Origin of the sequence: Craterilacuibacter sp., from assembly GCF_051659485.1 — a bacterium.
GTDB lineage: Bacteria > Pseudomonadota > Gammaproteobacteria > Burkholderiales > Chromobacteriaceae > Craterilacuibacter.
The window spans coordinates 1-22,635 of sequence record NZ_JBOFOO010000374.1 but is presented as its reverse complement, the minus strand read 5'-3'; the positions used below and the strand labels follow the sequence as shown (position 1 = coordinate 22,635).

At 59.2% G+C, this 22,635-nt stretch carries 23 protein-coding genes, 2 tRNA genes and 1 pseudogene; 6 read left to right on the top strand and 20 right to left on the bottom strand.

The features are described 5' to 3' along the window. From ACRC1E_RS12915 to ACRC1E_RS12865, 11 genes are all read right to left on the bottom strand, one after another. A partial coding sequence (locus ACRC1E_RS12915) for an amino acid ABC transporter permease (protein ID WP_438515497.1) occupies positions 1-402 on the bottom strand: 402 nt, incomplete at its 3' end. Positions 403-516: 114 nt separating this feature from the next. Further along, the gene (locus tag ACRC1E_RS12910; RefSeq protein WP_438515496.1) at positions 517-1,296 is read right to left on the bottom strand and encodes a transporter substrate-binding domain-containing protein; all 780 of its coding nucleotides are present in this window, start codon (positions 1,294-1,296) and stop codon (positions 517-519) included. Positions 1,297-1,429: 133 nt separating this feature from the next. Beyond that, the gene (locus tag ACRC1E_RS12905; RefSeq protein WP_438515495.1) at positions 1,430-1,819 is read right to left on the bottom strand and encodes a hypothetical protein; all 390 of its coding nucleotides are present in this window, start codon (positions 1,817-1,819) and stop codon (positions 1,430-1,432) included. 68 nt (positions 1,820-1,887) lie between these two features. Further along, positions 1,888-2,979, bottom strand: a complete 1,092-nt coding sequence (gene ychF, locus ACRC1E_RS12900; protein WP_438515494.1) for a redox-regulated ATPase YchF — start codon at positions 2,977-2,979, stop codon at positions 1,888-1,890. 49 nt (positions 2,980-3,028) lie between these two features. Further along, positions 3,029-3,616 carry an aminoacyl-tRNA hydrolase gene (pth, locus tag ACRC1E_RS12895; protein WP_438515493.1) on the bottom strand — a complete coding sequence of 196 codons (588 nt, stop codon included), beginning with the start codon at positions 3,614-3,616 and terminating at the stop codon, positions 3,029-3,031. A 99-nt stretch (positions 3,617-3,715) separates the two neighbouring features. After that, positions 3,716-4,291 (bottom strand): 50S ribosomal protein L25/general stress protein Ctc, encoded by a 576-nt coding sequence (locus tag ACRC1E_RS12890; RefSeq protein WP_438515492.1) that lies wholly within the window; start codon positions 4,289-4,291, stop codon positions 3,716-3,718. Between the two features lie 58 nt (positions 4,292-4,349). After that, positions 4,350-5,333 (bottom strand): ribose-phosphate pyrophosphokinase, encoded by a 984-nt coding sequence (locus ACRC1E_RS12885; protein ID WP_438515491.1) that lies wholly within the window; start codon positions 5,331-5,333, stop codon positions 4,350-4,352. 79 nt (positions 5,334-5,412) lie between these two features. Continuing rightward, positions 5,413-5,487 (bottom strand) — tRNA-Gln (locus ACRC1E_RS12880). Between the two features lie 11 nt (positions 5,488-5,498). Further along, complete coding sequence (gene ispE, locus ACRC1E_RS12875; protein ID WP_438515490.1) at positions 5,499-6,350, bottom strand: 4-(cytidine 5'-diphospho)-2-C-methyl-D-erythritol kinase; 852 nt, start codon at positions 6,348-6,350, stop codon at positions 5,499-5,501. Beyond that, on the bottom strand, positions 6,347-6,922 hold the full coding sequence (locus ACRC1E_RS12870; protein WP_438515489.1) for an outer membrane lipoprotein LolB: 576 nt from the start codon (positions 6,920-6,922) through the stop codon (positions 6,347-6,349). Before ACRC1E_RS12870 ends, ispE begins: the two co-directional genes overlap by 4 nt. Further along, complete coding sequence (locus tag ACRC1E_RS12865; protein ID WP_438515488.1) at positions 6,919-8,643, bottom strand: tetratricopeptide repeat protein; 1,725 nt, start codon at positions 8,641-8,643, stop codon at positions 6,919-6,921. The genes ACRC1E_RS12870 and ACRC1E_RS12865 overlap by 4 nt, the downstream gene beginning before the upstream one ends. 59 nt (positions 8,644-8,702) lie before the next feature. On the opposite strand from ACRC1E_RS12865, the gene mutM reads away from it, so the two are divergent. Together mutM and ACRC1E_RS12855 are read left to right on the top strand one after the other, a co-directional pair. After that, positions 8,703-9,521 carry a bifunctional DNA-formamidopyrimidine glycosylase/DNA-(apurinic or apyrimidinic site) lyase gene (mutM, locus tag ACRC1E_RS12860; RefSeq protein WP_438515487.1) on the top strand — a complete coding sequence of 273 codons (819 nt, stop codon included), beginning with the start codon at positions 8,703-8,705 and terminating at the stop codon, positions 9,519-9,521. 11 nt (positions 9,522-9,532) lie between these two features. Next, positions 9,533-10,390, top strand: coding sequence for a lysophospholipid acyltransferase family protein (locus ACRC1E_RS12855; RefSeq protein WP_438515486.1), 858 nt, complete (start codon positions 9,533-9,535; stop codon positions 10,388-10,390). Here ACRC1E_RS12855 and ACRC1E_RS12850 read toward each other — a convergent pair. Continuing rightward, positions 10,320-11,138, bottom strand: coding sequence for a symmetrical bis(5'-nucleosyl)-tetraphosphatase (locus tag ACRC1E_RS12850; protein ID WP_438515485.1), 819 nt, complete (start codon positions 11,136-11,138; stop codon positions 10,320-10,322). The genes ACRC1E_RS12855 and ACRC1E_RS12850 overlap by 71 nt on opposite strands. Positions 11,139-11,259: 121 nt before the next feature. Between ACRC1E_RS12850 and ACRC1E_RS12845 the strand changes: the two genes are divergently transcribed. After that, the gene (locus tag ACRC1E_RS12845; protein WP_438515484.1) at positions 11,260-13,260 is read left to right on the top strand and encodes a UvrD-helicase domain-containing protein; all 2,001 of its coding nucleotides are present in this window, start codon (positions 11,260-11,262) and stop codon (positions 13,258-13,260) included. A gap of 88 nt (positions 13,261-13,348) precedes the next feature. Here the strand turns inward: ACRC1E_RS12845 and ACRC1E_RS12840 are convergent, their stop codons facing one another. Beyond that, complete coding sequence (locus tag ACRC1E_RS12840) at positions 13,349-14,107, bottom strand: c-type cytochrome (protein WP_438515483.1); 759 nt, start codon at positions 14,105-14,107, stop codon at positions 13,349-13,351. A gap of 127 nt (positions 14,108-14,234) precedes the next feature. Between ACRC1E_RS12840 and ACRC1E_RS12835 the strand changes: the two genes are divergently transcribed. Then, positions 14,235-14,311 (top strand) — tRNA-Arg (locus ACRC1E_RS12835). 253 nt (positions 14,312-14,564) lie between these two features. Further along, positions 14,565-14,831: a hypothetical protein gene (locus ACRC1E_RS12830; protein WP_438515482.1), complete on the top strand. Its 267-nt coding sequence runs from the start codon at positions 14,565-14,567 to the stop codon at positions 14,829-14,831. Between the two features lie 83 nt (positions 14,832-14,914). Here the strand turns inward: ACRC1E_RS12830 and ACRC1E_RS12825 are convergent, their stop codons facing one another. Then, positions 14,915-16,558 carry a methyl-accepting chemotaxis protein gene (locus tag ACRC1E_RS12825; RefSeq protein ID WP_438515481.1) on the bottom strand — a complete coding sequence of 548 codons (1,644 nt, stop codon included), beginning with the start codon at positions 16,556-16,558 and terminating at the stop codon, positions 14,915-14,917. Positions 16,559-16,706: 148 nt separating this feature from the next. On the opposite strand from ACRC1E_RS12825, the gene ACRC1E_RS12820 reads away from it, so the two are divergent. Then, the gene (locus ACRC1E_RS12820; protein ID WP_438515480.1) at positions 16,707-17,072 is read left to right on the top strand and encodes a hypothetical protein; all 366 of its coding nucleotides are present in this window, start codon (positions 16,707-16,709) and stop codon (positions 17,070-17,072) included. A 53-nt stretch (positions 17,073-17,125) separates the two neighbouring features. On the opposite strand, the gene pepT is transcribed toward ACRC1E_RS12820, so the two are convergent. The 6 genes and pseudogenes from pepT to ACRC1E_RS12790 all read right to left on the bottom strand — a co-directional run. Then, a complete protein-coding gene (gene pepT, locus ACRC1E_RS12815; RefSeq protein WP_438515479.1) occupies positions 17,126-18,343 on the bottom strand; it encodes a peptidase T in 1,218 nt (405 codons plus the stop codon). Positions 18,344-18,419: 76 nt separating this feature from the next. Beyond that, the gene (locus ACRC1E_RS12810; RefSeq protein ID WP_438515478.1) at positions 18,420-19,985 is read right to left on the bottom strand and encodes an AbgT family transporter; all 1,566 of its coding nucleotides are present in this window, start codon (positions 19,983-19,985) and stop codon (positions 18,420-18,422) included. Between the two features lie 238 nt (positions 19,986-20,223). Then, entirely contained in the window at positions 20,224-21,108 is an 885-nt protein-coding gene (locus ACRC1E_RS12805) for a DUF4743 domain-containing protein (RefSeq protein WP_438515477.1), read from the bottom strand. 43 nt (positions 21,109-21,151) lie between these two features. Beyond that, positions 21,152-21,592 carry a CZB domain-containing protein gene (locus ACRC1E_RS12800; protein ID WP_438515498.1) on the bottom strand — a complete coding sequence of 147 codons (441 nt, stop codon included), beginning with the start codon at positions 21,590-21,592 and terminating at the stop codon, positions 21,152-21,154. A 48-nt stretch (positions 21,593-21,640) separates the two neighbouring features. After that, positions 21,641-21,907 (bottom strand): annotated as a pseudogene (locus ACRC1E_RS12795) (methyl-accepting chemotaxis protein); the annotation flags it as partial. Between the two features lie 449 nt (positions 21,908-22,356). Beyond that, on the bottom strand, positions 22,357-22,635 hold a 279-nt coding region (locus ACRC1E_RS12790; RefSeq protein WP_438515475.1), incomplete at its 5' end, for an ATP-binding domain-containing protein.

Below are 22,635 nucleotides of genomic sequence, written 5' to 3'. Positions count from 1 at the left end.
GTAGCGCATGCTCTGCCACCAGCCAAAACCCAGCGACTGCGCCGCCTGCCACTGGCCCTGACTCACGCCGACAATAGCGCCGCGCATACTCTCGGACAGATAGGCCGACACATTCAGCGTCAAGGCCAGAATGCCGGCTGTGACCGGATCAAACTCGATACCGATACCGGGCAGGCCGTAATAGATGACGAAAATCTGCACCAGCAGCGGCGTGCCACGCATGGCGCTCACATAGACCGCGGCGATCTGGCTCAATACCGGCAAGCGGGCCACGCGGATCAGCGCGACGGAAAAACCCAGCATCAGACCCAACACCATGCTGGCCAGTGCAAACAGCAGCGTATACCAGGCGCCCTTGAGCATCACCGGCAACGCCAGCTCCAATAGTTCCAGCCACTCCATGACTACATCCTCCAGCGCGCCGATGCACGCTTAAAACAGAACGCCCCGCGTATGCGGGGCGCCCAATACCCGGCCTCGCCTGCCATGCATGGGCAAACCGGCCGGATGAACCGGTTAACGGGCTTGCGGTGCCTTGGATACGTCGGTACCAAACCACTTGAACGAGATCTTGCCCAAGGTACCATCGGCCTGCATCGCAGACAGGGTCTTGTCCAGCGCCGCCTTGAATGCCGGATTATTGCGTGCAAACGGAATGCCCATCTGGGTCAGGCCGCCGACAGGCGCACCGGCTTTAACCGGCAGACGTGACTCCTTGATCGCAAACGGAATCAGCAGGCTGTCGTTCAGCGCGGCATCCACACGGCCACTGGCCAGATCCTGCAGATATTCCGGCGCCCCCGGATAGGTCTTCACTTCGACCCCGGCCATACCCTTGGCCAGATCGGCATAATTACTGCCCTGCCCTACCCCTATCTTCTTGCCCTTGAGCTCATCCGGCGTCGAGAGCTTGCGCGCTTCGTTCTTGCGGACAATCAGCTGCGCACTGGACACGGTATAGGGCTGGCTGAAATCGAAAACTTTCTTGCGTGCATCGGTAATCGAAACCTGGTTCATCACCACATCGAACTTGCCCGATGACAAGCCGGCCAACAAGCCGCTCCACTCTCCGGTCACAAACTGCGGTTTCACTTTCAGGCGCTTGGCAATCTCGTTACCCAGTTCGACCTCGAAACCGGTCAGTTGCTGCTGCTTGTCCTTGAAGTTGAATGGCGGGTATGTCCCTTCCAGCGCAATAATCAGCGTGCCGCGCTGCTTGACCGTGTCCAGCAGATCGGCGGCAAAGGCATGGGAACCCAACAACAGCAGGGCAATAAGGGGCAGGCTCTTCTTCATATCGTTATAACCTTTTGTTATTTGGCATGGTATCAATAAACCGATACGAACTATAACAAGCCTGCTTCTTTTACTCCAGCCCCACATACATATTAAGTATATTTTATATATCCGAGTCGCAAATATTCACTATCTAAAAAACAGCGACTGCCAGCAACACAATGCTGCCAGCCAATACCATGCCGACCCATAACGCACGCCGGCGCAAGAGATCAATACGCTGCACCAACTGGTTATTCTGCCCGGCCAAGGCCGTGATCAGTTCGGATGAGGCCAGCATCTGCTGCTGCAAGTCGGCCACGGTACTTTCCAGCGCGGCCAGACGCGCATCACGCTGTACCATCGCCTGATCATGCTCAGGCACCGCATCCACTGGCGATACGACTACTTCAGCCACCGGGGGCGGTGTTTTGGCTACGGTTTTTTTCCATAGCTTTTTTGCCCCCTCGGCAATCACCGGTGCATTGCTGACTACATCTGCCCACGGCACACTCTTGAGTACAGCCAGCCAACTGATAGCCATCACCACTCCTTTAAATGAAAATAGCCCGGCAAGGATGAGCTGCCGGGCTGTAGTCGTGCGGAGTAAAATTAGACGTTGAACAGGAAGTTCAGCACGTCACCATCCTGCACTACATATTCCTTGCCTTCAGCACGCATCTTGCCGGCTTCCTTAGCCTTGGCTTCGCCACCATAGCTGATGAAGTCATCGTAGGCGATGGTCTGGGCGCGAATAAAACCGCGCTCGAAATCGGTGTGAATCACACCGGCAGCCTGTGGCGCGGTATCGCCCACATGGATGGTCCAGGCGCGAACTTCTTTCACCCCGGCAGTAAAGTAGGTCTGCAGGCCCAAGAGCTTATAAGCACCCCGGATCAGCCTATCCAGACCCGGCTCTTGCAGGCCCATGTCGGCAAGGAATTCAGCCTTGTCTTCATCATCCAGATCGGCGATTTCGGATTCGATCGCCGCACAGACGGCCACGACGGGCGCGCCTTCTGCATCGGCCAGCGCCTTGAGCTTGTCCAGATGCGGATTGTTCTCGAAACCGTCTTCGGCCACGTTGGCCACATACATCGCCGGCTTGATGGTCAACAGGCACAAGGGCTTAAGCATGGCCTTTTCTTCATCATCCAGCTTGAAAGCGCGTACCGGCTTGCCTTCGTTCAGGTGCGGCAGCAGCTTTTCCAGCAAGGCGACCAGCTTTTGCGCATCCTTGTCGCCGGAGCGGCCCTTCTTGCTTTCGCGTACGATGGCTTTTTCCACCGCCGACATATCGGCCAGCGCCAGCTCGATACCGATGGTTTCCAAGTCAGCGATCGGGTCGACCTTACCGGCGACGTGAATCACATTGTCGTCGTCAAAGCAGCGCACCACGTTCACGATGGCATCGGTTTCACGGATATTGGCCAGGAACTGGTTACCCAGGCCCTCACCCTTGGACGCACCGGCAACCAGACCGGCGATATCGACGAATTCAACGATGGCAGGCTGGATTTTTTGCGGATTGATGATCTTGGCCAGCGCAGCCAGACGCTGGTCGGGTACTTCAACGATGCCGACGTTGGGTTCGATGGTACAGAACGGGTAGTTGGCCGCTTCGATACCGGCCTTGGTCAGTGCATTAAATAGGGTGGACTTGCCGACGTTGGGCAGGCCGACGATGCCGCATTGCAGACTCATGGGAATTCCTTTACTCGTATGATTCAGTAGTGTGTGCCTGAGCGGTGACTCACGCTTTGGCTACAGTATGCAGCAACTTCATCGCGCCGGGCATGTCGCCGGCAATGGCCTGCGGCAGGATGGCCAGCGCCCGGCCAATGGCATCATCAATCACTTGCTGCTCTTCGGCGCGCGGCTTTTTCAGAACGAAGTTGACCACCTCGGCGCGATCACCGGGGTGGCCAATACCGATACGCAAGCGCCAAAAATTGGGCGTACCCAGCTTGGCGATAATATCCTTCAGGCCATTATGACCACCATGACCACCGCCCTGTTTGAGTTTGGCGACGCCGGGATCAAGGTCAAGCTCGTCATGCACGACCAGCACCTCTTCCGGTGCGATCTTGTAAAAACGCGCCAGGGCGCCGACCGACTGGCCGGACAGGTTCATATAGGTCATCGGCTTGAGCAGCCACAGGTCTTCGCCATCCAGCTTGACCCGGCTGGCCTCGCCAAAAAACTTGCCTTCGGGGCCAAGCTGCGGCGCCTTAAGCTTCCATGCCAGTTCGTCTACCAGCCAGAAGCCGGCATTATGGCGGGTTTTTTCATATTCGGCCCCGGGGTTGCCAAGACCGACAATCAGGCGAATTGCTGACATCGCATATTCCAATCAGGCAGGGAAACGGCCTTTGCCCAATAAAAAAGCCCGCTGCGGTCCCGAAAGGAACGCAGCGAGCCTGATTTGTTACACGCCGAATTATTCGACGATAACACCGGTAGCCGAAGCAACGGTTGCATTTTTGCCACGCAGCAGAGCCGCGAGTTCAACGCCTTCTGGCAGTTTCAGATCGGACAGGTGAACGATCTGGCCGGCGATCATAGCCGACAGGTCAACGTCGAGGTGCGTAGGCAGGTTGGCTGGCAACGCGCACACTTCAACTTCGGTGGTCACGTGGCTGATACGGCCGCTGTGCAGCTTGACTGCTGGGCAGGTGTCGGCGCCTACGAAGTGCAGGGACACTTTAACGTGCACTTTTTCGTTCGGGTTTACGCGCTGGAAGTCAGCATGCATCACCATCGGCTTAACCGGGTGCATGTTGAAGTCACGCAGCAGAACCTGTTCTTTAACGCCGTCGATCACCAGATCGATTACGCTGGCGTGGAAAGCTTCTTGCTTCAACGCGTAGAACATTGGGTTGTGATCCATGGTGATGGATACGGCATCTTTGTTGTCGCCGTATACAACAGCAGGCAGCTTGCTAGCGTGACGCAGGCGGCGGCTCGCACCCGTACCCAGCTCTTCGCGCTTGGCAGCAATCAGTTCGTAAGACATGGTGTTTCCTTCATTTCAAGTTAAAAGCAGCACGCCACCGCGACCAGTGGCCGTGCCGTTACGGCAGGCAAGCGCCCGACGAAACCAGATCCTCATTAAAGAGGTAGGACACCGACTCTTCATTGTTGATGCGACGCAGCGTTTCCGCGATCAGACCGGCGATGGAGACCACGCGGATACGCGTCGTTTCCTTGGCAGCAGCCGAGAGCGGAATGGTGTCGGTGACAACAACCTGGTCGATGTCCGAATTATTGATGCGTTCCACAGCCTGGCCGGAGAAAATGGCGTGGGTGGCATAGGCCAGCACGCGCTGGGCACCACGCTCTTTCAGCGCGGAAGCCGCCTTGCACAGGGTGTTGGCAGTGTCGATCATATCATCGACGATCAGGCAGGTACGGCCCGACACATCACCAATGATATTCATCACCTCGGCCACATTGGCCTTGGGGCGACGCTTGTCGATAATGGCCAGATCGGTATTCAGTGCCTTGGCAACGGCACGCGCACGCACCACGCCACCTACGTCCGGGCTCACCACGATCAGGTCATCAATGCGCTGGGCACGGATGTCCTTCAGCAACACCGGTGTCGCGTAGACGTTATCCACCGGCATATCGAAGAAGCCCTGGATCTGGTCGGCGTGCAGGTCGACAGTCAGTACCCGGTCGATGCCGGCGCTGGTCAGCATATTGGCAACCAGTTTGGCCGTAATCGGCACCCGGGCAGAACGCGGACGACGATCCTGGCGGGCATAACCGAAGTAAGGAATGGCTGCGGTAATGCGACCGGCCGAAGCGCGCTTGAGCGCGTCGGCCATGGTGAGGATTTCCATCAGATTATCGTTGGTCGGCGCACAGGTGGACTGCAGAATGAAAACGTCGCGACCGCGTACGTTCTCCAGCAGTTCCACCGCCACCTCGCCATCGCTGAACTTGCCGACATCGGCCCGTCCCATCGAAATATCGAGGTGTTTAACCACGTTTTGTGCGAGTTCCGGATTTGCTGTTCCGGTAAAAACCATCAAACTGTCGTAAGCCGCCATCACCAATCGCCTGTCACTGAGCTGAAGATAAAGAAAAAGCGAGTAAGAAATACTTACTCGCTTTTTTGCTTTTGATTTATGGCTGGGGAGGTAGGGATCGAACCTACGAATGCCGGAATCAAAATCCGGTGCCTTACCACTTGGCGACTCCCCAGTAAAACTGATTCAGACCTTGTCGTATAACGGGTGCTGGCCTAACCCTCTGGCAACAAACCCGTCAAACCGATTCGACAACGTCGTAAAAATTCTGTTTGCCTGGCTTTCTGACTGACACTCCAGAAATACGCAACTTCCGGATCCAGTCATCAACGGTGAACCATGTTTACTTAGCTCGCTCACAGCCTCGTTCACCGCCGGGTACATCTCACAAACCACTTGCTGCAGCGCGTTTCGCTGTTGCTGTGTTGATTTGAGGATTCGCATTATGGAGATCTCGTCTTGCCCTGTCAACACCTTTTGTGAAAAAGTTTTAAAAACTTCGGCTGTAGGCACATTAACTCCTGGGTGAATGACCACATACCAGGCATCCACAGCCTTGATTTCACTCAGTTCTTCACCAATTCCGGTTGCCCGCGCATTGCGCCCAAAAATAAAAACAGGCACATCCGCGCCCAGCATTAATCCCAAAGCCATCAATTGCTCGCGCGTGCATCCTGTTTGCCACAAGCGGTTTAGCGCAATCAGTACAGTCGCCGCATCCGAGCTGCCCCCACCCAGGCCGCCGCCCATCGGAATACGTTTCGTCAGGCGGATATTCACCCCCAGCGGCGTGCCGCTATGCTGCTGCAACAAACGGGCGGCACGCACCGTCAGATCATGTTCGGGCAAGACGCCGGCCAAGGGATTGACCAGCACGACCTCGCCATCGTCGCGTACCGCCAGTTCTATCGTGTCGGCAAAATCGATAAAGCGGAACACCGTATCGAGCAGATGGTAGCCATCGGCGCGCTTGCCGACGATATGCAGGGACAGGTTGAGTTTGGCAGGTGCGGCAAAGGCAAGGTAATTCTGGTTCATGGCAAAATGGCAGGCAAAGTTAAGGAAGGCGCACGCCAGTCACTGGCGATCACCCGCAGCGCAATATCGTCACGCACTAGATCGATACGCTGCGGATAGAGGGCACCCGGTTCATCGGAAGTAAAACGGATGGTCCAGCCTTGTTGCAGCAAGGCCCCATCGGCCAGAAATTCATGGGCAATACCGGGCGCAGCGCGGCCACGCACCCACCATGCCAGATTGGCCAGCGGTAACGGCCAGCCCAATACCTGCTCGGTCAGGATTTCTACATCGGCGGCACGCCAGACCTTGCCATCGGCAACCAGCAACACGCCATCGGCGTCACGCGTCACCCTGGCCACCGTCGTCCCCAGCGGACTGTTCACCGATAACTCATCGCGCGCCGGCGCATGCGACCAGTCAAAACGCGCCAACTGCCCCTTGCCCGCCGCCTTGACCGACAGGCGTCCGGACAAATTAAACGGCGCATCAACGGGCACAGCCTCAAGCGGGGCTTGAAAAGGCAGCTCGCGCGTGGCGCAAGCACCCAACAGCAAGCTCGCTAGCAATAAGGCGGCACGCGACACCCTCATGGCGCCAGCCTTTTAACGGTTTCCTGCAGCACCTCATGCTGCGGATAGCGCTCCAGCATGGGTGCCCACAGTTTGCGTGCCTCATCCTTGCGCCCGGCCTTCCACAAAGCCTCGCCCAGATGGGCGGCCACTTCCGGGTCGGGCAAAACCTGATAGGCCTGTTCCAGATAACGCACAGCCTCGGCATTGCGCCCCAGTTTGAAATAAACCCAGCCCAGACTATCCAGAATCATCGCATTATCCGGATCGGCCTTGTGCGCACGCTCGATCAAAACCAGCGCTTCGCGGTAACGCGTGGTGCGGTTGGCCAGCAGGTAGCCAAGCGCATTCAGCCCTTGAGCATCATCCGGCTTTTCCAGCAAATACGCTTTAAGGTCGCGTTCAGCCTCGGACGCCTTGCCCTGCAACTCCAGCACCAGGGCTCGCTCGTACAAAAGCTCGGGCGTCTTGGGTTCGGCGGCCAGCATCCGGTTCAGATGCAACTCGGCCAGATCCAGACGCCCTTGCTGCCGTGCAATCTGAGACTGGAATAGCGCAACCTGGGTTTTTTCCTTCAGACCGCTACCCATTTCGCTCATGCGCGCCAGCACTTCAACCACATTGCCGCCTTGCGCATCCAGCGTCGCCAGACGCACTTGTGCCGGCAGGTAGTGCTCACCCCTTCCAACTTCACCATACCAGCGCCGCGCCTCATCCTCGCGCTCAAGCTCCTGGTTGACCTGCCCCAGTGTCAGCCGCAGATAATCAGCCTCCGGATGCCCCGCCTTGAGCGCCCGCTCCAGATAGGGAACTGCGGCCTCCAGTTCGCGCAACTGGAATGACAGCAAGCCCAGCGCATACAGCACATCAGGCTGTGCCGGATAACGCTGCAAGAGTTCGACAAAACCATCGCGCGCCTCGGCAAAGCGTTTGACACTCACCAGCAGCCGCGGATAGGCCAGACTGATTTCCATCCCGGCCTCGGGTCTGCGCGCCAACTCGCTTTTCAGCAAGGCCAGTGCGGCATCGGGTTTATCACGGCGCAGGCGATCAACCTGCCAGGCCACCGGCAAGTCCCACTTGGGGGCTAGCCTAGCCAGCGTATCCATTTCCAGTTGCATGGTGGCCTGATCGCCCGCCTCGGCCGCAACAGCCAGCAAGGCAAAGCGCGCCTCGGGCAAATCGGGATAGCGGGCAGTCAGGCCGCGCATCAACTGATAAGCCGCGGCCTTATCCGGCTGGCGCGAAGCGAGGCGCGCAAGCTGGACAAAGACCGCAGGCGCACGCTCGGGACGGGCGGCAAGCACGCTTTCTATTAATGGCCGGCTTTGTGCCAGTTTGCCGGCACGCAATAGCGTGATAAACAACTGCTCGCGTGCCGCATCGGAGGCCGGATCCAGTTCGACCCATAAGGTCAGCGCCTGCGTCGCGGCGTCAATCTGGCCCGACAGCATGGCAAACTCGGCAGCACGCTGCGCCAGGCGCGGATCGCGCGCTTCGCGTGCCAGCTCCAGATAGGTCTGCGCCGAAGCGCCAACTCCACCGCGCTGGGCCGCAATTTCGCTGACGATGACACCGTAAAAAATCTGTGGCGACAGCGGTTGGAGCGGCAAGACAGGCTCGACGCGTGCGGCCTCGGCCACCGGCACGGCAGGGGTGCCAGTACCCGCCAGACGCGACGAGGCGCAGCCGGACAGGGCTAGCAGGGTAAACAGCGGCAATAGTGCAGAGTGAGATTTCATGCTCGATCAATTTCCCGGGTGAGCGCGTAGAATAGCATGGCCTTATCCGGATATTCATCATGCCCGAACTCCCAGAAGTCGAAACTACGCGCCGCGGCATCCAGAATCAGCTCACTGGCGCCCGTATCAGCGCCATTGTGGTGCGCAATCCGGCCCTGCGCTGGCCTGTCGCCCCCGATCTTGATGCCATATTGCGCGGCCAGCGCATCTTGGACGTAGGCCGGCGTGCCAAATACCTGCTGATCGAATGCGAACAAGGCACGCTGATCATCCATCTGGGCATGTCGGGCAGCCTGCGCTTCGTTACCGCAGACACCCCCATCGAAAAACATGACCATATCGACCTGCTGCTGGATAACGGCCATATTCTGCGTTACCGCGATCCGCGCCGCTTCGGTGCCGTGCTGTGGCAATACGGCCCAGTCCTGCTGCACCCGTTGCTCACCAAGCTAGGCCCGGAACCGCTATCGGATGCCTTTGACGGCAGCGTGCTGTTTGATGCGACGCGCAAGCGCGGTAGCGCCATCAAGCTGACCATCATGGACAACCATGTCGTGGTCGGCGTCGGCAATATCTACGCCAATGAAGCATTGTTTCATGCCGGCATCGCCCCGACCCGCAGCGCCCGCAGCCTGACAGCGGAAGAATGCGGGCGACTGGCGGCTGAAATCAGGACGGTACTCACCCGCGCCATTGCCGCCGGCGGCAGCACCTTGCGCGATTTTGTCGACGCCATCGGCAAGCCCGGCTATTTCCAGCAAAGCTATTTTGTCTATGGCCGCAGCGAGCAGGCCTGCTTGCGCTGCGGCAGCGTCATACGCCAGATCCGGCAAGGCCAGCGCAGCAGCTTCTTTTGTCCACATTGCCAGCCGTGCTAGAGTGCGAGCCTGTGATTGTTCCTGAAAGCCCGAGTATTTTGACCACAGCGACCCCCAAAGTGTCCATCCTGACCCGACTCGCACGCCTTGTGCGCATGAGCACCCATATCGCCCACGGCTTTTATATTCTGGCCATACGCTATCCACACCTAGCCAACGCAGAGCGTGCCGTGATCACCCGAGCCTGGGCGCGCAAGATGCTGTCCATCTTCGGCGTGGAAGTGAAAATAAGCGGCAACAACCCGGGCTTCTACCCGCCCAACACCCTGCTGGTGGCCAACCATGTCTCGTGGCTGGATATCATTGCGCTCAGTAGCGGCACGGTGTCGCGTTTTGTTGCGAAAAAAGAAATCGGTGACTGGCCCATCGTCGGCACCATGGCTAAAAACGGCGGTACGCTGTTTATCGACCGCAGTAACCGGCGCGACGCCAGCCGCATCAATGGCCAGTTAGCAGAAGCGCTGACCCAGGGCGGCTGCATGTCGGTATTTCCGGAAGGGACGACCTCGGATGGCTTCGGCCTATTGCCGTTCAAGGCATCGCTGTTCGAGTCGGCCCTGCTGGCTAAAAGCCGGGTACAGCCGGTTGCCATCCGTTACCTGGATGCGAACGGCAAGCAGACCGCTGCCATTTCCTATGTCGGCGACCATACCTTCGGCCAGATTCTGAAACGGCTGCTGGCCATGAAAAAACTGGTGGTGGAGCTGCATTACGGCCAGATACTGCAAGCCGGCGCGGAGCCGCTGGCCACCCGCTTCCAGCTGTCTGCCGCGGCACGGCGTGAAATACTGTCCGGGCTCAATCTATCTGACGATACGCAGGACACGGCTGCGCAAACACCTGCCTGTCCTCTAGCCGTAACGCAGTAAGACTGCCGCCCCACAGGCAACCGGTATCGATGCCCATCACGTCGTCGCTCACATGCAGACCCAGGGCCGACCAGTGACCGAAGATAAGGGGTGAACCGGCGCTCTGGCGCGATTTTGCTTCAAACCACGGCACCAGATCGGGCGGCGCATCCGGGCGCTCGCCCTTGTAGGCAAAATCCAGCGCACCGTCGCGGGTCAGGAAACGCATGCGCGTCATGGCATTGACCACCATGCGCAATCTGTCCATGCCCTTGAGATCATCACGCCAGCGCGACGGCTTATTGCCGTACATCTTGCCCAGAAAGGCATGAAAATCCTTGCCGGCGAGAGCCGCCTCCACCTCGGCCGCCAAGCCCAAAGCCCGCGGCAAGGTCCACGCCGGCATCAGCCCGGCATGCACCATGGCATAGCCCTGCCCTTCGACCATCAGCGGCTGGCAGCGCAGCCAGTCCAGCAATAGCTTGCCGTCGGCGGCATTGAGGATGTCCATCAGGGTATCGCTGCGCCCCAGCTTGCCGAAACCTTCCGACACCGCCAGCAGATGCAGGTCATGATTGCCCAGTACCATCTGCACCACATCCTGATGCTGGTAGACCCAGCGCAGCACGGCCAGCGACTCCGGGCCGCGGTTGACCAGATCCCCGGTCAGCCACAGGGTATCGCGTCCGGGATTGAACTCTATCCGCTGCAAGAGTTGCATCAAGGACGTAAAGCAGCCCTGAATGTCACCGATGGCATAGGTCGCCATAGAATTCCTTTTAATTTTTGGCTTGCGTCAGTAGCGCATGATACCGCAAGGCCGCATGCTAAAATGCGCAGCTTGCCTTGCCGTTCCCACCCGTTTTTCTAGCCTGAATTGCCCAAGCCCCATGTCCGCACAACTGAATACGCCGCAGCGCGAAGCGATCCACTATCTTGACGGCCCCTTGCTGGTACTGGCCGGCGCCGGCTCGGGCAAGACGCGGGTGATTACCTTCAAGATCGCCCATCTGATCCGTCATGGCGGCATGAATGCGCGCAATATCGCCGCCATCACCTTTACCAACAAGGCAGCGCGCGAAATGATGGAGCGCGTCAGCAAGCTGATGACAAGCGATGAAGTGCGCGGCCTGACGGTATCGACCTTCCACTCGCTGGGGATGCAGATCCTGCGTCAGGAAGCGCCGCATCTGGGCTACAAGCCACAGTTTTCCATCCTCGACTCGTACGACGCCGGCAAGATCATCTCCGACGTATTGAAAAGCACAGCCAAGGATGAGGTACGCAAGGTACAAAGCCAGATCTCCTTGTGGAAAAACAACTTTATCACCCCGGACGAGATGATCACCGCCGCCGCCAACGATTGGGAAATGGTATGCGCACGCGTCTACCTGTCGTATCAGGCGACGCTGACCGCCTATCAGGCAATGGACTTCGACGACCTGATCCGGCTGCCGGTCGAACTATTCCGTCATCACCCCGAAGTGCTGGCCAAATGGCAGGCCAAACTGCGCTATCTGCTACTGGACGAATATCAGGACACCAACACCTGCCAGTATCAGATGGTAAAACTGCTGACCGGCGCGCGCGGCATGTTTACCGCAGTGGGCGACGACGACCAGAGCATCTACGCCTGGCGTGGTGCCAATATGGAAAACCTGCGCCTGCTGCAGGATGATTTCCCCAAACTCAAGATCATCAAACTGGAGCAGAACTACCGCTCCAGCGTACGCATCCTGCGCGCAGCCAACTCGGTGATCGCCAACAACCCCAAGCTGTTCGAAAAAAAACTGTGGAGCGAACTGGGCCTAGGCGAGCCCATCCATGTCGTGCAGTGCAAGGATGAAGAAAGCGAGGCCGAAACCGTGGTGCAGCGCCTGATTGCACACAAATTCGAGAACCGCACCGAGTTCAAGGACTACGCCATCCTCTACCGCGGCAACTATCAGGCACGCATCTTCGAGCAGGCACTGCGCAACCAGAAGATCCCCTACCAGATGTCCGGCGGGCAAAGCTTCTTCGACAAGCCCGAAATCAAGGACGTGCTGTCCTATATGCGCCTGATCACCAACCCCAATGACGACCCGGCCTTTATCCGCGCGCTGACCACTCCCAAGCGCGGCGTCGGCGCCGCCACACTGGAAAAGCTGGGCGCCTGGGCCGGCCAGCGCCACAACAGCCTGTTTGCCGCCGCTCAGGAAACCGGCTTCCAGCAACAGATACAGGCGGCACAACTGGCACCGCTGGAGCAGTTCTGCAACTTCATCAATACCCTGCAATACCGCGCCACGCGCGAAGAAGCAGGCCCCTTGGTCATGGAGATGCTGGGTGCCATCGGCTACGAGGTGTGGCTGTTCGATAGCGAAGACAGCCCGCGCATCGCCGAAACCAAGTGGAAAAACGTGCTGGAACTGGTCGCCTGGCTGGCGAAAAAGGGCGAGGCCGACGGCAAGAATTTGATCGAGCTATCGCAGACCATCGCACTGATCACCATGCTGGAAGGCCGCGACGAAGGCGATGTAGATGCAGTCAAGATGTCGACCCTGCATGCCTCCAAAGGACTGGAATACCCGCACGTGTTTCTGATCGGCTGCGAGGAAGGCATCCTGCCGCACAGCGAATCGGTCGATAACGGCATGGTCGAGGAAGAGCGCCGACTGATGTATGTCGGCATCACCCGCGCCCAGAAGAGCCTGACCCTCAGCTACTGCGTCAAGCGCAAACGCGCCGGTGACTGGCAATTTGTCGACCCGTCGCGTTTTATCGAGGAAATCAACGGCGACGATATCCGCCACTTCGGCCGCCCCGGCGCCGAACCGGTGGTCAGCAAAAACGAGGGCAAATCGCGGCTAGCCGGACTATCGGCCATGCTGGACCTGAAGAAAAAATAAGGCCCTGAATATAGGCAGCCGTCCAGATTTTCGGGCTTCCCATAAAAAAACGCCGCATCAGCGGCGTTTTTACTATATCAGCGCAAGATTACTTGGCGGCATTGACCATGTACAGCACGGCGGCCTTGAATTCGGCATCCGGGCCGGCGAAGGTGCCCTTGGGCGGCATCGCATTCAGCCCCTTGATACCGGAGGCAACCAGTGCGTCCTCGCCCTTGGCGATACGCGGCGCCCAAGCGGTCTTGTCGCCGAACTTCGGTGCACCGGCAACGCCGGCTGCATGACAGGCGACACAGGCGGCATCGTAAACCTTCTTGCCCACGATGGCCGGATCTGCCGCGGCTACTTCGCCAGCCGGAGCAGACGCGCCCGCTGCAGCACCGGCTGCCGGCTCGGCAAACTTGCCGCCGGACTTATTCACCATATACACCACCGCACGCTTGACTTCGTCGTCGGTCAGATCCGCACCGCCACCGCGCGCCGGCATGGCGTTAAAGCCGCCAATGGCGTGGGTAAACAGCATGGTCTCACCCTTGCCAATACGCGGCGCCCAGGCTGCGGCATCACCAAACCTGGGCGAACCGGCCAGACCGGCATCATGGCAGGATGCACACAGGGTGGTATACACACCTTCGCCGGTACGCGAACCCGGCGGATCGCCGGCAACAGATTCACCCACCGGCTTCAGGCGAGCGGCAACGGCTTCCTTGGTCATGACTTCGGCGTTGACGTCAAATCCACTGGTTGCAAGCTTGGCCAGTAGATAAATCACCACAACGACAAAGGCAATGATACCCAGCAGCACTTTGATAATTTGTGCCGGAGCGATCTTGTTTTCGTTACTCATACGGTCTCGCCTGATGAAGATAAATGACAATTACAATTTGGGCGATTATACGCAATGCGCATCGACATGGAAAGGAAACCATGCTGGACTGTAGACCATTAGTGGGCTATTATCGCGCCCTGTAACCGCATCCGTAGCTCAGTTGGATAGAGTGTCAGTTTCCGAAGCTGAAGGTCACAGGTTCGATCCCTGTCGGGTGCACCAGAATAATCAAGGGCTTGCCGTCTCACGATGGCAAGCCCTTGGCACATCTAAATCTGCAGATTGACACCTGATACCCCGCCCAGGCAGACAGCACGCACTTTTCGCTTATTTCCGTTGATCACACTCGGCCAATACCACGCGGATTTGTGGGCTCCTGCTGCCATTTTTCGTTGCACAAAAGCACATATCATACTTGCCAAACACCCGCGCACAGAGTTACCTTGGTACATACATACCAAACAAAGGAAACATCATGACGGATATGGCAAGCATCAAGGTCGAGCGCATCCAGACCGGCGTCAGGCTGGAAAAAAGGCTGGTCAAGGTATTGAAGGCGCTGGCCGAGCAAAAAGACATGACGCTGGGTAACCTGCTGGAAGGCATCATCCTGCATACTTTTGACGGGCAAGCGCCCTTTTCGCCGGAAACACTGGCGACCATCGCCCAGCTTAAGCAGATTTATGGCCTGGATCTGGATGCTTCGGCCAGCCACCGCATGCACGACACCGGCGACGATTAACGCAACCGCGCTGACAGCGCCTGCATGCTCTAGGTATCCATAAGGGCAGGCCCGCGGCCTGCCCTGCTGTCTGGCGTAAAGGCTTACAGCTCGAAGCGGCTGACCGATGTGCGCAGTGTCTGGGTCAGACGGTTGAGCGCCTCGGTCGCTTCCGCTGTCTGCTGGGCGACGGCGGCGCCGGACGCAGCGCCTTGCGAAATATGCTCGACGTGACGGGCAATCTCGTTACTCGCCTCACTCTGCTCACCCAGCGCGTGAGAGATATCTCTGACCACGCCGACCACCCCCGCCGTGCTGTGGCGGATGCGTTCCACCGCCTCGCCGCCTTGACCGGCAAGTGCGACACCGTTGCCCGCACGCGAGACGGCTTGCTTGATCGTCGCACGCGATGCATCGGACACCATCTGGATCGCACCCAGCATCGCCCCAATCTGCTGGGTTGACGCCGAGGTGCGCTCGGCAAGTTTCCTCACCTCGTCGGCCACCACCGCGAAGCCGCGGCCCTGCTCGCCGGCACGCGCCGCCTCGATCGCGGCATTCAGCGCCAGCAGGTTAGTCTGGTCGGCAACGTCGCGGATCACCTCCATGATGCTGCGGATCGACTCGGTCTTGTCGGCCAGTTCACCGATGGTCGTGCTCGCTGCCGATACCTCGTGGCTGATCATTTCCATTTCACTGACTGCGCGGGTAATCACCTCGCCGCTCTGGCGCGACTCCTCTCCCGCCAACTGCGATTGTTCGTGCGCCTGCTGCGCACTATCGGAGATGTGGTGGATGCTGGTGGTCAGCTGTTCGATCGCCGCAGCCATCGCCGCCGCCGCCTGGCTCTGTTGCTGCGACTGCTGCGCGTTGTCACCGGCGAAGGTTTCGATCTGCACCGACATCGATGAGAGCTGGGTCGTGGCAGTAGTAACCTCGCCGATCAGCTCGCGCAACCCCTGCTGCATCTGCACGATAGATGCGAGCAGGCTGTCGCGATCGCCACTGGCAAGCACTACCGGCTCGTTCAGGCGCCCGGCGGCAATCCGGCGCACCACTTCGATTGCGTAAGCCGGCTCGCCACCGAGCCCGCGGATCAGGCTACGCACAATCAGGGTACTCACTCCCAGCAGCAGCACGGCGAGTACGCCAACCACGGAAAGCAACAGTGTGGACTGGCGCCAGAAGGCCGCGTCGATGTCGTCAACGTAGATGCCGGTCACCACCTGCCAGCCCCACTGCGGCGTCTTCCCCAGCCAGGAGATCTTGTCGACGGGCTGCTCGCTACCCGGCTTGACCCAGCGGTATTCAACCAGCCCGCCCCCCGCGCCCGATGCCCCGCGGAACAGGCGCCCCAAGTCACTGCCGTCCGGATCCTGCAGCCCGTCCATCGGCTTGCCCAGCAACTTAGGGTTGACGCCGTGGGCAATCATCCGGAACGCGTCATCCAGCACGTAGAAGTACTCGTTCTTGTCGAAGCGCTGCGCGCTGATCGCCGCGAGCGCAAGCTTCTGCGCCTCGGCCTGTGGCAGCTTGCCCTCGCGGGCGAGCGTTTCATAGTGGCTGACCATGCTGACCGTCGACTCGACCAACGTCCGCACCTTGTCGATCCGGTCTTCAAGCATGACCTTGCGCTGCGCAAACAGCGCAATCGCACTCAGCATGAGCAGGCCGGCAATCGCCAGCGCGATCAATGCGTAGAGCTTGCCACGCATGGATAGCGCGGCCCGATTATTCTCTCTCCCCATCACATTTCCCTCTGATTATTTAAGCAATTACCGACTGGATTTAATAATTAATTGCCAATGCTGCAGTGCAACTATAGTATGCATAAGCAATATTAACCTTGCAGGAAAACCCATAATGGGCAATTTGGTGCCGCGAAAGGTTGGAGGGATGGACGCCATACCGTGCTCTGCCCCTGTCCGCACCGGCTGCCAGATCACGCAGCAGACACTGCCGATGCTGCGCGAGCTATATCAATTCTCTGGCGGCGACCTGACCATGATGCTGGTGCTGCTCGAAGTGTGGGCGCATGTGCACTGCAGTTGCCAACAGGCAGACAACATGCCACGCGCGACTAACGGCCACTCGATCGCGATGGTCACCGGCATTCCCCGCGAGACCGTGCGCCGCAAGCTCGCCAAGCTGGTCGCGCAGGGCTGGCTCTTCGAGAACGCACAGGGCCAACTACAGCCGACGCCACAACTGGCTGAACAGTTGCGGCCACTGCGTACTCACTGCCCTTCCCTCGCTACATAAAGCAAAACAGCCCTGCAGGCACAAGCTGCAGGGCTGTCGCTGAACGTCTAGGCTCAACTGCGCGCAGCAGCCAGTTCGACAATGCGCCGCGTCAATGCATACGACTTTTCAAATGACTTCATCGGCAGGAACTCGTAGATCGAGTGGAAGTTGTGCGCACCGGTGAAGTAGTTGGGCGTGCACACGCCGCGTGGCGACAGGGCCGAGCCGTCAGTGCCGCCACGCATCGCGATCACTTTAGGCGTGATGCCCAGCTCGGCCATGCCCTTGTAGATCAGATCGATGGCGCTACGGTCCTCGCCCAGCGACTGGGCGATATTGGCGTACACATCGCTCACCCGATACTCGATACGTGCACGCGGATGGCGCGCCGCCACCAGTGCCACCACCTCGCCGATATAGCGCTTGCGCGCCTCGAACGCGGTCTGGTCAAAATCACGGATCGCCATTTTCAGCACCGCCTTGTTCGGGTTGGCCTGTATGTCGGTCACCCAGAAGTAGCCGTCGCGGCCAGCGGTATGCTCGGGGGTATCGGTGCGGTCAAAATGCGCGATCAGATCGTGTGCGACGCGGATCGGATTGACCAGCACGCCCTTGGCCGACATCGGGTGCGCGGTAATGCCGTGGATGGCAATCTCGACCGAGGCAGCGTTAAAGGTTTCATACACCAGTTCGCCCTGCTCGCAGCAGTCGATGGTGTAGGCAAAGTCGACCGGAAAACGCGCTAAATCCAGCAGCTTGGCGCCCTTGAGGCCGATTTCCTCGTCCGGCACGAAGGCGACCACGATGTCGCCGTGTGCGGCAGGCAGATTGGCCAACAGCGTCATCACCACGGTGATGGCGGCCTTGTCGTCGGCCCCCAGCACGCTGCTGCCATCACTGACCAGAATCTCGTCGCCTATGTAGGGCAGGATTTCCGGGTGCTCGGCCACGCGCAGCCAGATGTCATGGCGCGGGTTGAGGCAGATATCCGAGCCATCGAACGCCACCAGTTGCGGGGAGATATCGGGCGAGATGCCGACATCGACGGTGTCCAGATGCGCGACAAAGCCGATGCGCGGCGCGCCGGCTACGGTGCCCGGCTTGCGTGCAGTCAGGATGCCGTGCGCGTCGATATGCACGTCTTCCAGCCCCAGTTTTTCCAGCTCGGATGCCAACAGGCGCGCCAGTTCCAGCTGGCCCGGCGTGGAAGGGACGGTAGTGGCAGAGGCATCGCTCTGGCTGGAGATGGCGACATAGCGCAGGAAGCGTTCGAGCAATTGCTGTTTCATCGGGAATCCTTGCAAGACAAAATGGGTGATGGGCCAGGCCAGAGGCCATCACCCATCACGCACAACCAGACGCGTGTTAACGCACTGGCGGATAGACATAACCGCTATCAAAACCCAGCGGGATGCCCAGCCCCCAGAACAGGTAGAGCGTGGCCGAAAGCACAATCAGCAGGCCGAAGGTGTAGGGCAGCATCATCGAGCACAGGGTGCCGACCCCGGCATCCTTACAGTACTGGCGGCAATACATGATGATCAGCGGATAAAAGGCGAACATAGGCGTGGACACATTGACCGCCGAATCCGAGATACGGAACGCCGCCTGCGTCAGCTCGGGCGAGATACCCACCGCCATCAGCATCGGCACGAATACCGGCGCCAGAATTGCCCATTTGGACGAGGCCGAGGTGATGATCAGGTTAAGGCTGGCCGTGAGCAGGATGATGCCGAATACGGTAAAGCCGGCCGGCATCGCCAGCGTTTTCAGAAAATCGGCACCGGAGATGGCGATCAGGGTACCGATATTGGAGCGGCCGAACGCGTACAAAAACTGGGCGCAGAAAAAGGCAAACACCATGAACGAGATCAGCGAGCGGGTGATGTTTTCCATCGCCGCCGTTACATCCTTCGAGCTCTTGAACTTCTTCACCGCATAACCATACACCAGCCCCGGAATAGAGAACATCAAGAACAGCAGCGGCACGATGGCCTGCATCACCGGCGCTTTCGGGCTGGTGAGGCTGCCGTCCGGTGCACGCCACAGCGAATCTTCCGGCCATAGCAGCAAAGCCAGCGCGCCCAGCAGCGCCAGCATGGTCAGGCCGGCCAAGCGAAAAGCCTTGCTCTCTTCGGGCGAGACATAACGCAGATTCTGATCCTTGGCGGTATCCAGCTCCTTGTTCAGCGGCAGCGAGGCTTTCAGGCGTGGCTCGACAATGCGGTCGGTAATGAACCAGCACACGGCGATCACGCCGAAAGTACCGCCCAGACTGACAAAGTAATTGCACAGCACGTTCACGTCGTAGGCCGGGTCGATGATGCGCGCCGCCCCTTGGGTGAAGCCCTGCATGATGGGATCGATGGTCGATGGCGTATAGCTGGCGGTAAAGCCGCCGGCCAGCCCGGCGAAGGCGGCAGCAATGCCGGCCAGCGGATGACGGCCGCAGGCATAAAACATCATCGCCGACACCGGCATCAGCACCACATAGGCCGAATCGGAGGCCATATGGCTGACCACGCCGATAAACACCACCGCCGGTGTCAGGATGGCCTGCGGGGTGATATTGAGCAGCTTCTTCAGCAGCACCTGAATAAAACCGCTGCCCTCGGCAATGCCGATGCCCAGCGTGGCAACGATGGTGATGCCCAGCGGCGGAAAGTTGATGAAGTTTTTCACCATCACGGTGACGAAGGTGGTCAGTTCGTCCGGCGACAGCATATTGACGACCTGAATCACGTCGCCGGTCAGGGGATGACGATAGTCGAAACTGATAAAGGATAGCGCCCACGACAGCCCCCAGCACACAAACAAGGCGTACAGGAACAGCATGGTGATGTCGGGCAACTTGTTGCCGACCCGCTCTATGGTGTTGAGAAAGCCCTTGCTCTGCGCCTGTGGCGGTGCAGTCTCGGTGATAGCAGCCATTGATTCCCCTATTTATCGAGTTTTTGATTTGTCCGGATATTCAGGCGTCGGCCAGCCTCGCGGCAGCACAACACACAATAAGCCAATTCAATATAAAAGAAGCAAGCAGTTGCTAATTTTGATACAAATCAAGCATTACTGAATCGAACAGACAAAAACCGGAAAAACAGGCGGCAAGAGAATAAACAGGAAGAAGAACAAGAATAATGGCCGGCAAGAAAGCCGGCCAGAAAAGGCATCAGCCGTAGGCAGCCTCGGCCTGAACGGCAGTATTAGGCAACTGGCGCAGGCCCTTAAAAATAGCCGCCAGCGCCAGGCTGTCATCCTGCCAGTAGCCCAGACGCAGCAGGCAATCGATAGCCACCAGTGCGGCATCGATCATAAAGCGCTCCTGCAGCAACAAAGCCTCGACTTCAGACAGCGGCAACAGGACATGCTCGGCCACTTCGCCATCCTGATTGGCCGGCAGCACACCTTCCGGCAGCCACAGATCGAAGGCATGCAGCCACTCGCGGTGCAGGCCGCGCGCGACCGGGCGTTCGGCCAGAATACGGCTGGCAACGGTCAGCGGCGACAGCCGCCCGGCCGCAATCCCGGCCTCCTCCCAGCCCTCGCGCAGGCAGGCATCCTTCACGCTCTCGCCGGCAGCGACGCCGCCGCCGACCAGATTGTCCATACGGTTGGGCTCTACCGATTTGTGCGGGCTGCGCCGCCCGACCCACATCCGCACTTCACCCGAGCCAAGCCGGGTCAAGCCGTTGATATGCGCCGCATGGCTGGTCAGTCCCAAGGGACGGAAGGCGGCGCGATCCAGCTCGAACAGGAGACGGCCATCAAGCTGATAACAGGCAAAACGCTCGTCGCGCCAACCGGTCAGCCAGCCGGTATCGCACCAGCGCCGCGCCGCCGCATCCAAAGCGGCACTATTCTCCGCCACGGAGCCTTGCAGGCGGCAGGCCAGCCCGTCCCCCTGTTCCGCAAACAGGCCGGATGGACAGGACAGCAGCCGTTCCCGCCATTGCAGATTAACCGCCCCCAGCACCTGCCCCCCGATCCACAGCGGCACGAAGGCCGACAAATCATGAAGGGCAACACGGGCAAGATATTCGGCAACGGCAGACATGGCATAAGCCCAAGGTGTCAAAACGCCGCCATTCTACCCTTATTTAATGACATTGAACTGAAAAAGACTCAACATCACGCTGACGCGCCTTGTAGCTCTCGGGCTCGGCATCCACGCCCAAACGGTTGAGCAATGCCAGCACATCGCGGCTGGCCGCTTCCATCGCCAGCAGATGACGCGTCACATCGGTATCATTCTGCGATCTAAATGCCTCCAGTGCCTGACGGCCCGCCGCATGCACGCGCTCGTGCGGTGCAGCGAGCTCGCGAAATGCCGGGTAGCGCGAAAACTCGTCGCGCCCGCGCCCATGTTCGTACCAATGGCCAAGACGACACTGGTGGTGATCGCTCAGCGCCTCGGGTTTGGCGTCTGTGGCTTCGCAGGTCAGCACGGTGCGGTAGATACCCAGCTTGAACACCACATGATCCAGACGCGCGACTTCCAGAAAAGAGATATTGGCGCCTTGCGCAATCGAGTCGCGCATTGCCCGCGACAGGGTCAGCAACTCCTGCAGATTGTTTGCCGTCGTCTCCCCCTGATTGCGGTGCTGCTCGGCCTCGCTCGCCGCTGCTTCGACCCGCACACTGGTCGAGCGGGTACTCTCGTCGATCGAGCTCACCAGCGAGCCTATTTCGCGTGTAGCCTGGCTGGTCCGCTCGGCCAGTTTGCGCACCTCGTCGGCGACCACGGCAAAGCCACGCCCTGCTTCGCCGGCCCGCGCAGCCTCAATCGCAGCATTGAGCGCCAGCAAATTGGTCTGGTCGGCGACATCGCGAATCAGCTCGACAAAACTGCCTATCTTGCCGGTATGCTGGTTCAAGTTACGGATGTCGCCGGCAATGCCCACCTGCTGATCCACCAGTGCCCTGAAGCTTTTTATCATATCGAAGACCGACGACAGGCTGCTCTCCAGCGCCAATACGGTATCTCCGGTACGCACTCTATCCCCCTCCAGCTCGCCGGCCAGATCTGCCAGCGACTGCTGCACCCCGACCAGACTTTGCTGGCATTCGCCAAAACCCTGCCGACCGCTTTGTCCCTGCAGTGTCTGCTTGCGCAGGGCGGCACATTCATCAAGCAAGTCGCGCCTTTCCTGCTCGATCTGCTCCAGCCTGTCCTGTAGCGCCTGACGCTGTTGTCTCTCGTCCTGCAGCGAAACTGTTGCCTCTGCTAGGGCCTTACGCGTGGCGCGTCCAAACATGGACTCTCTCCATTGATGAAAAATCAACGTGCATTATGCATAAAAATTCAATATGAATGTTGTGCATTGTCAAGCCACAGCCTTGCCCCCAAGCCCGATTCGCGCTCGGCAAGCAGCTTGCAGGCGGCCGTCAATCCCGCCTGCGGCCCGATCAGCCGGCACTGGTGCCTGGCACGGGTGATGCCGGTATATAAGAGCGCACGCGAAAACAGCGCCGAAGGGCGGGCGGGCAGCACCAGCCACACGCGATCGAACTCCGAACCCTGGCTCTTGTGTACCGTCATGGCAAACGCGGTTTCATGACCGGGCAAGCGCGCCGGCGCCAC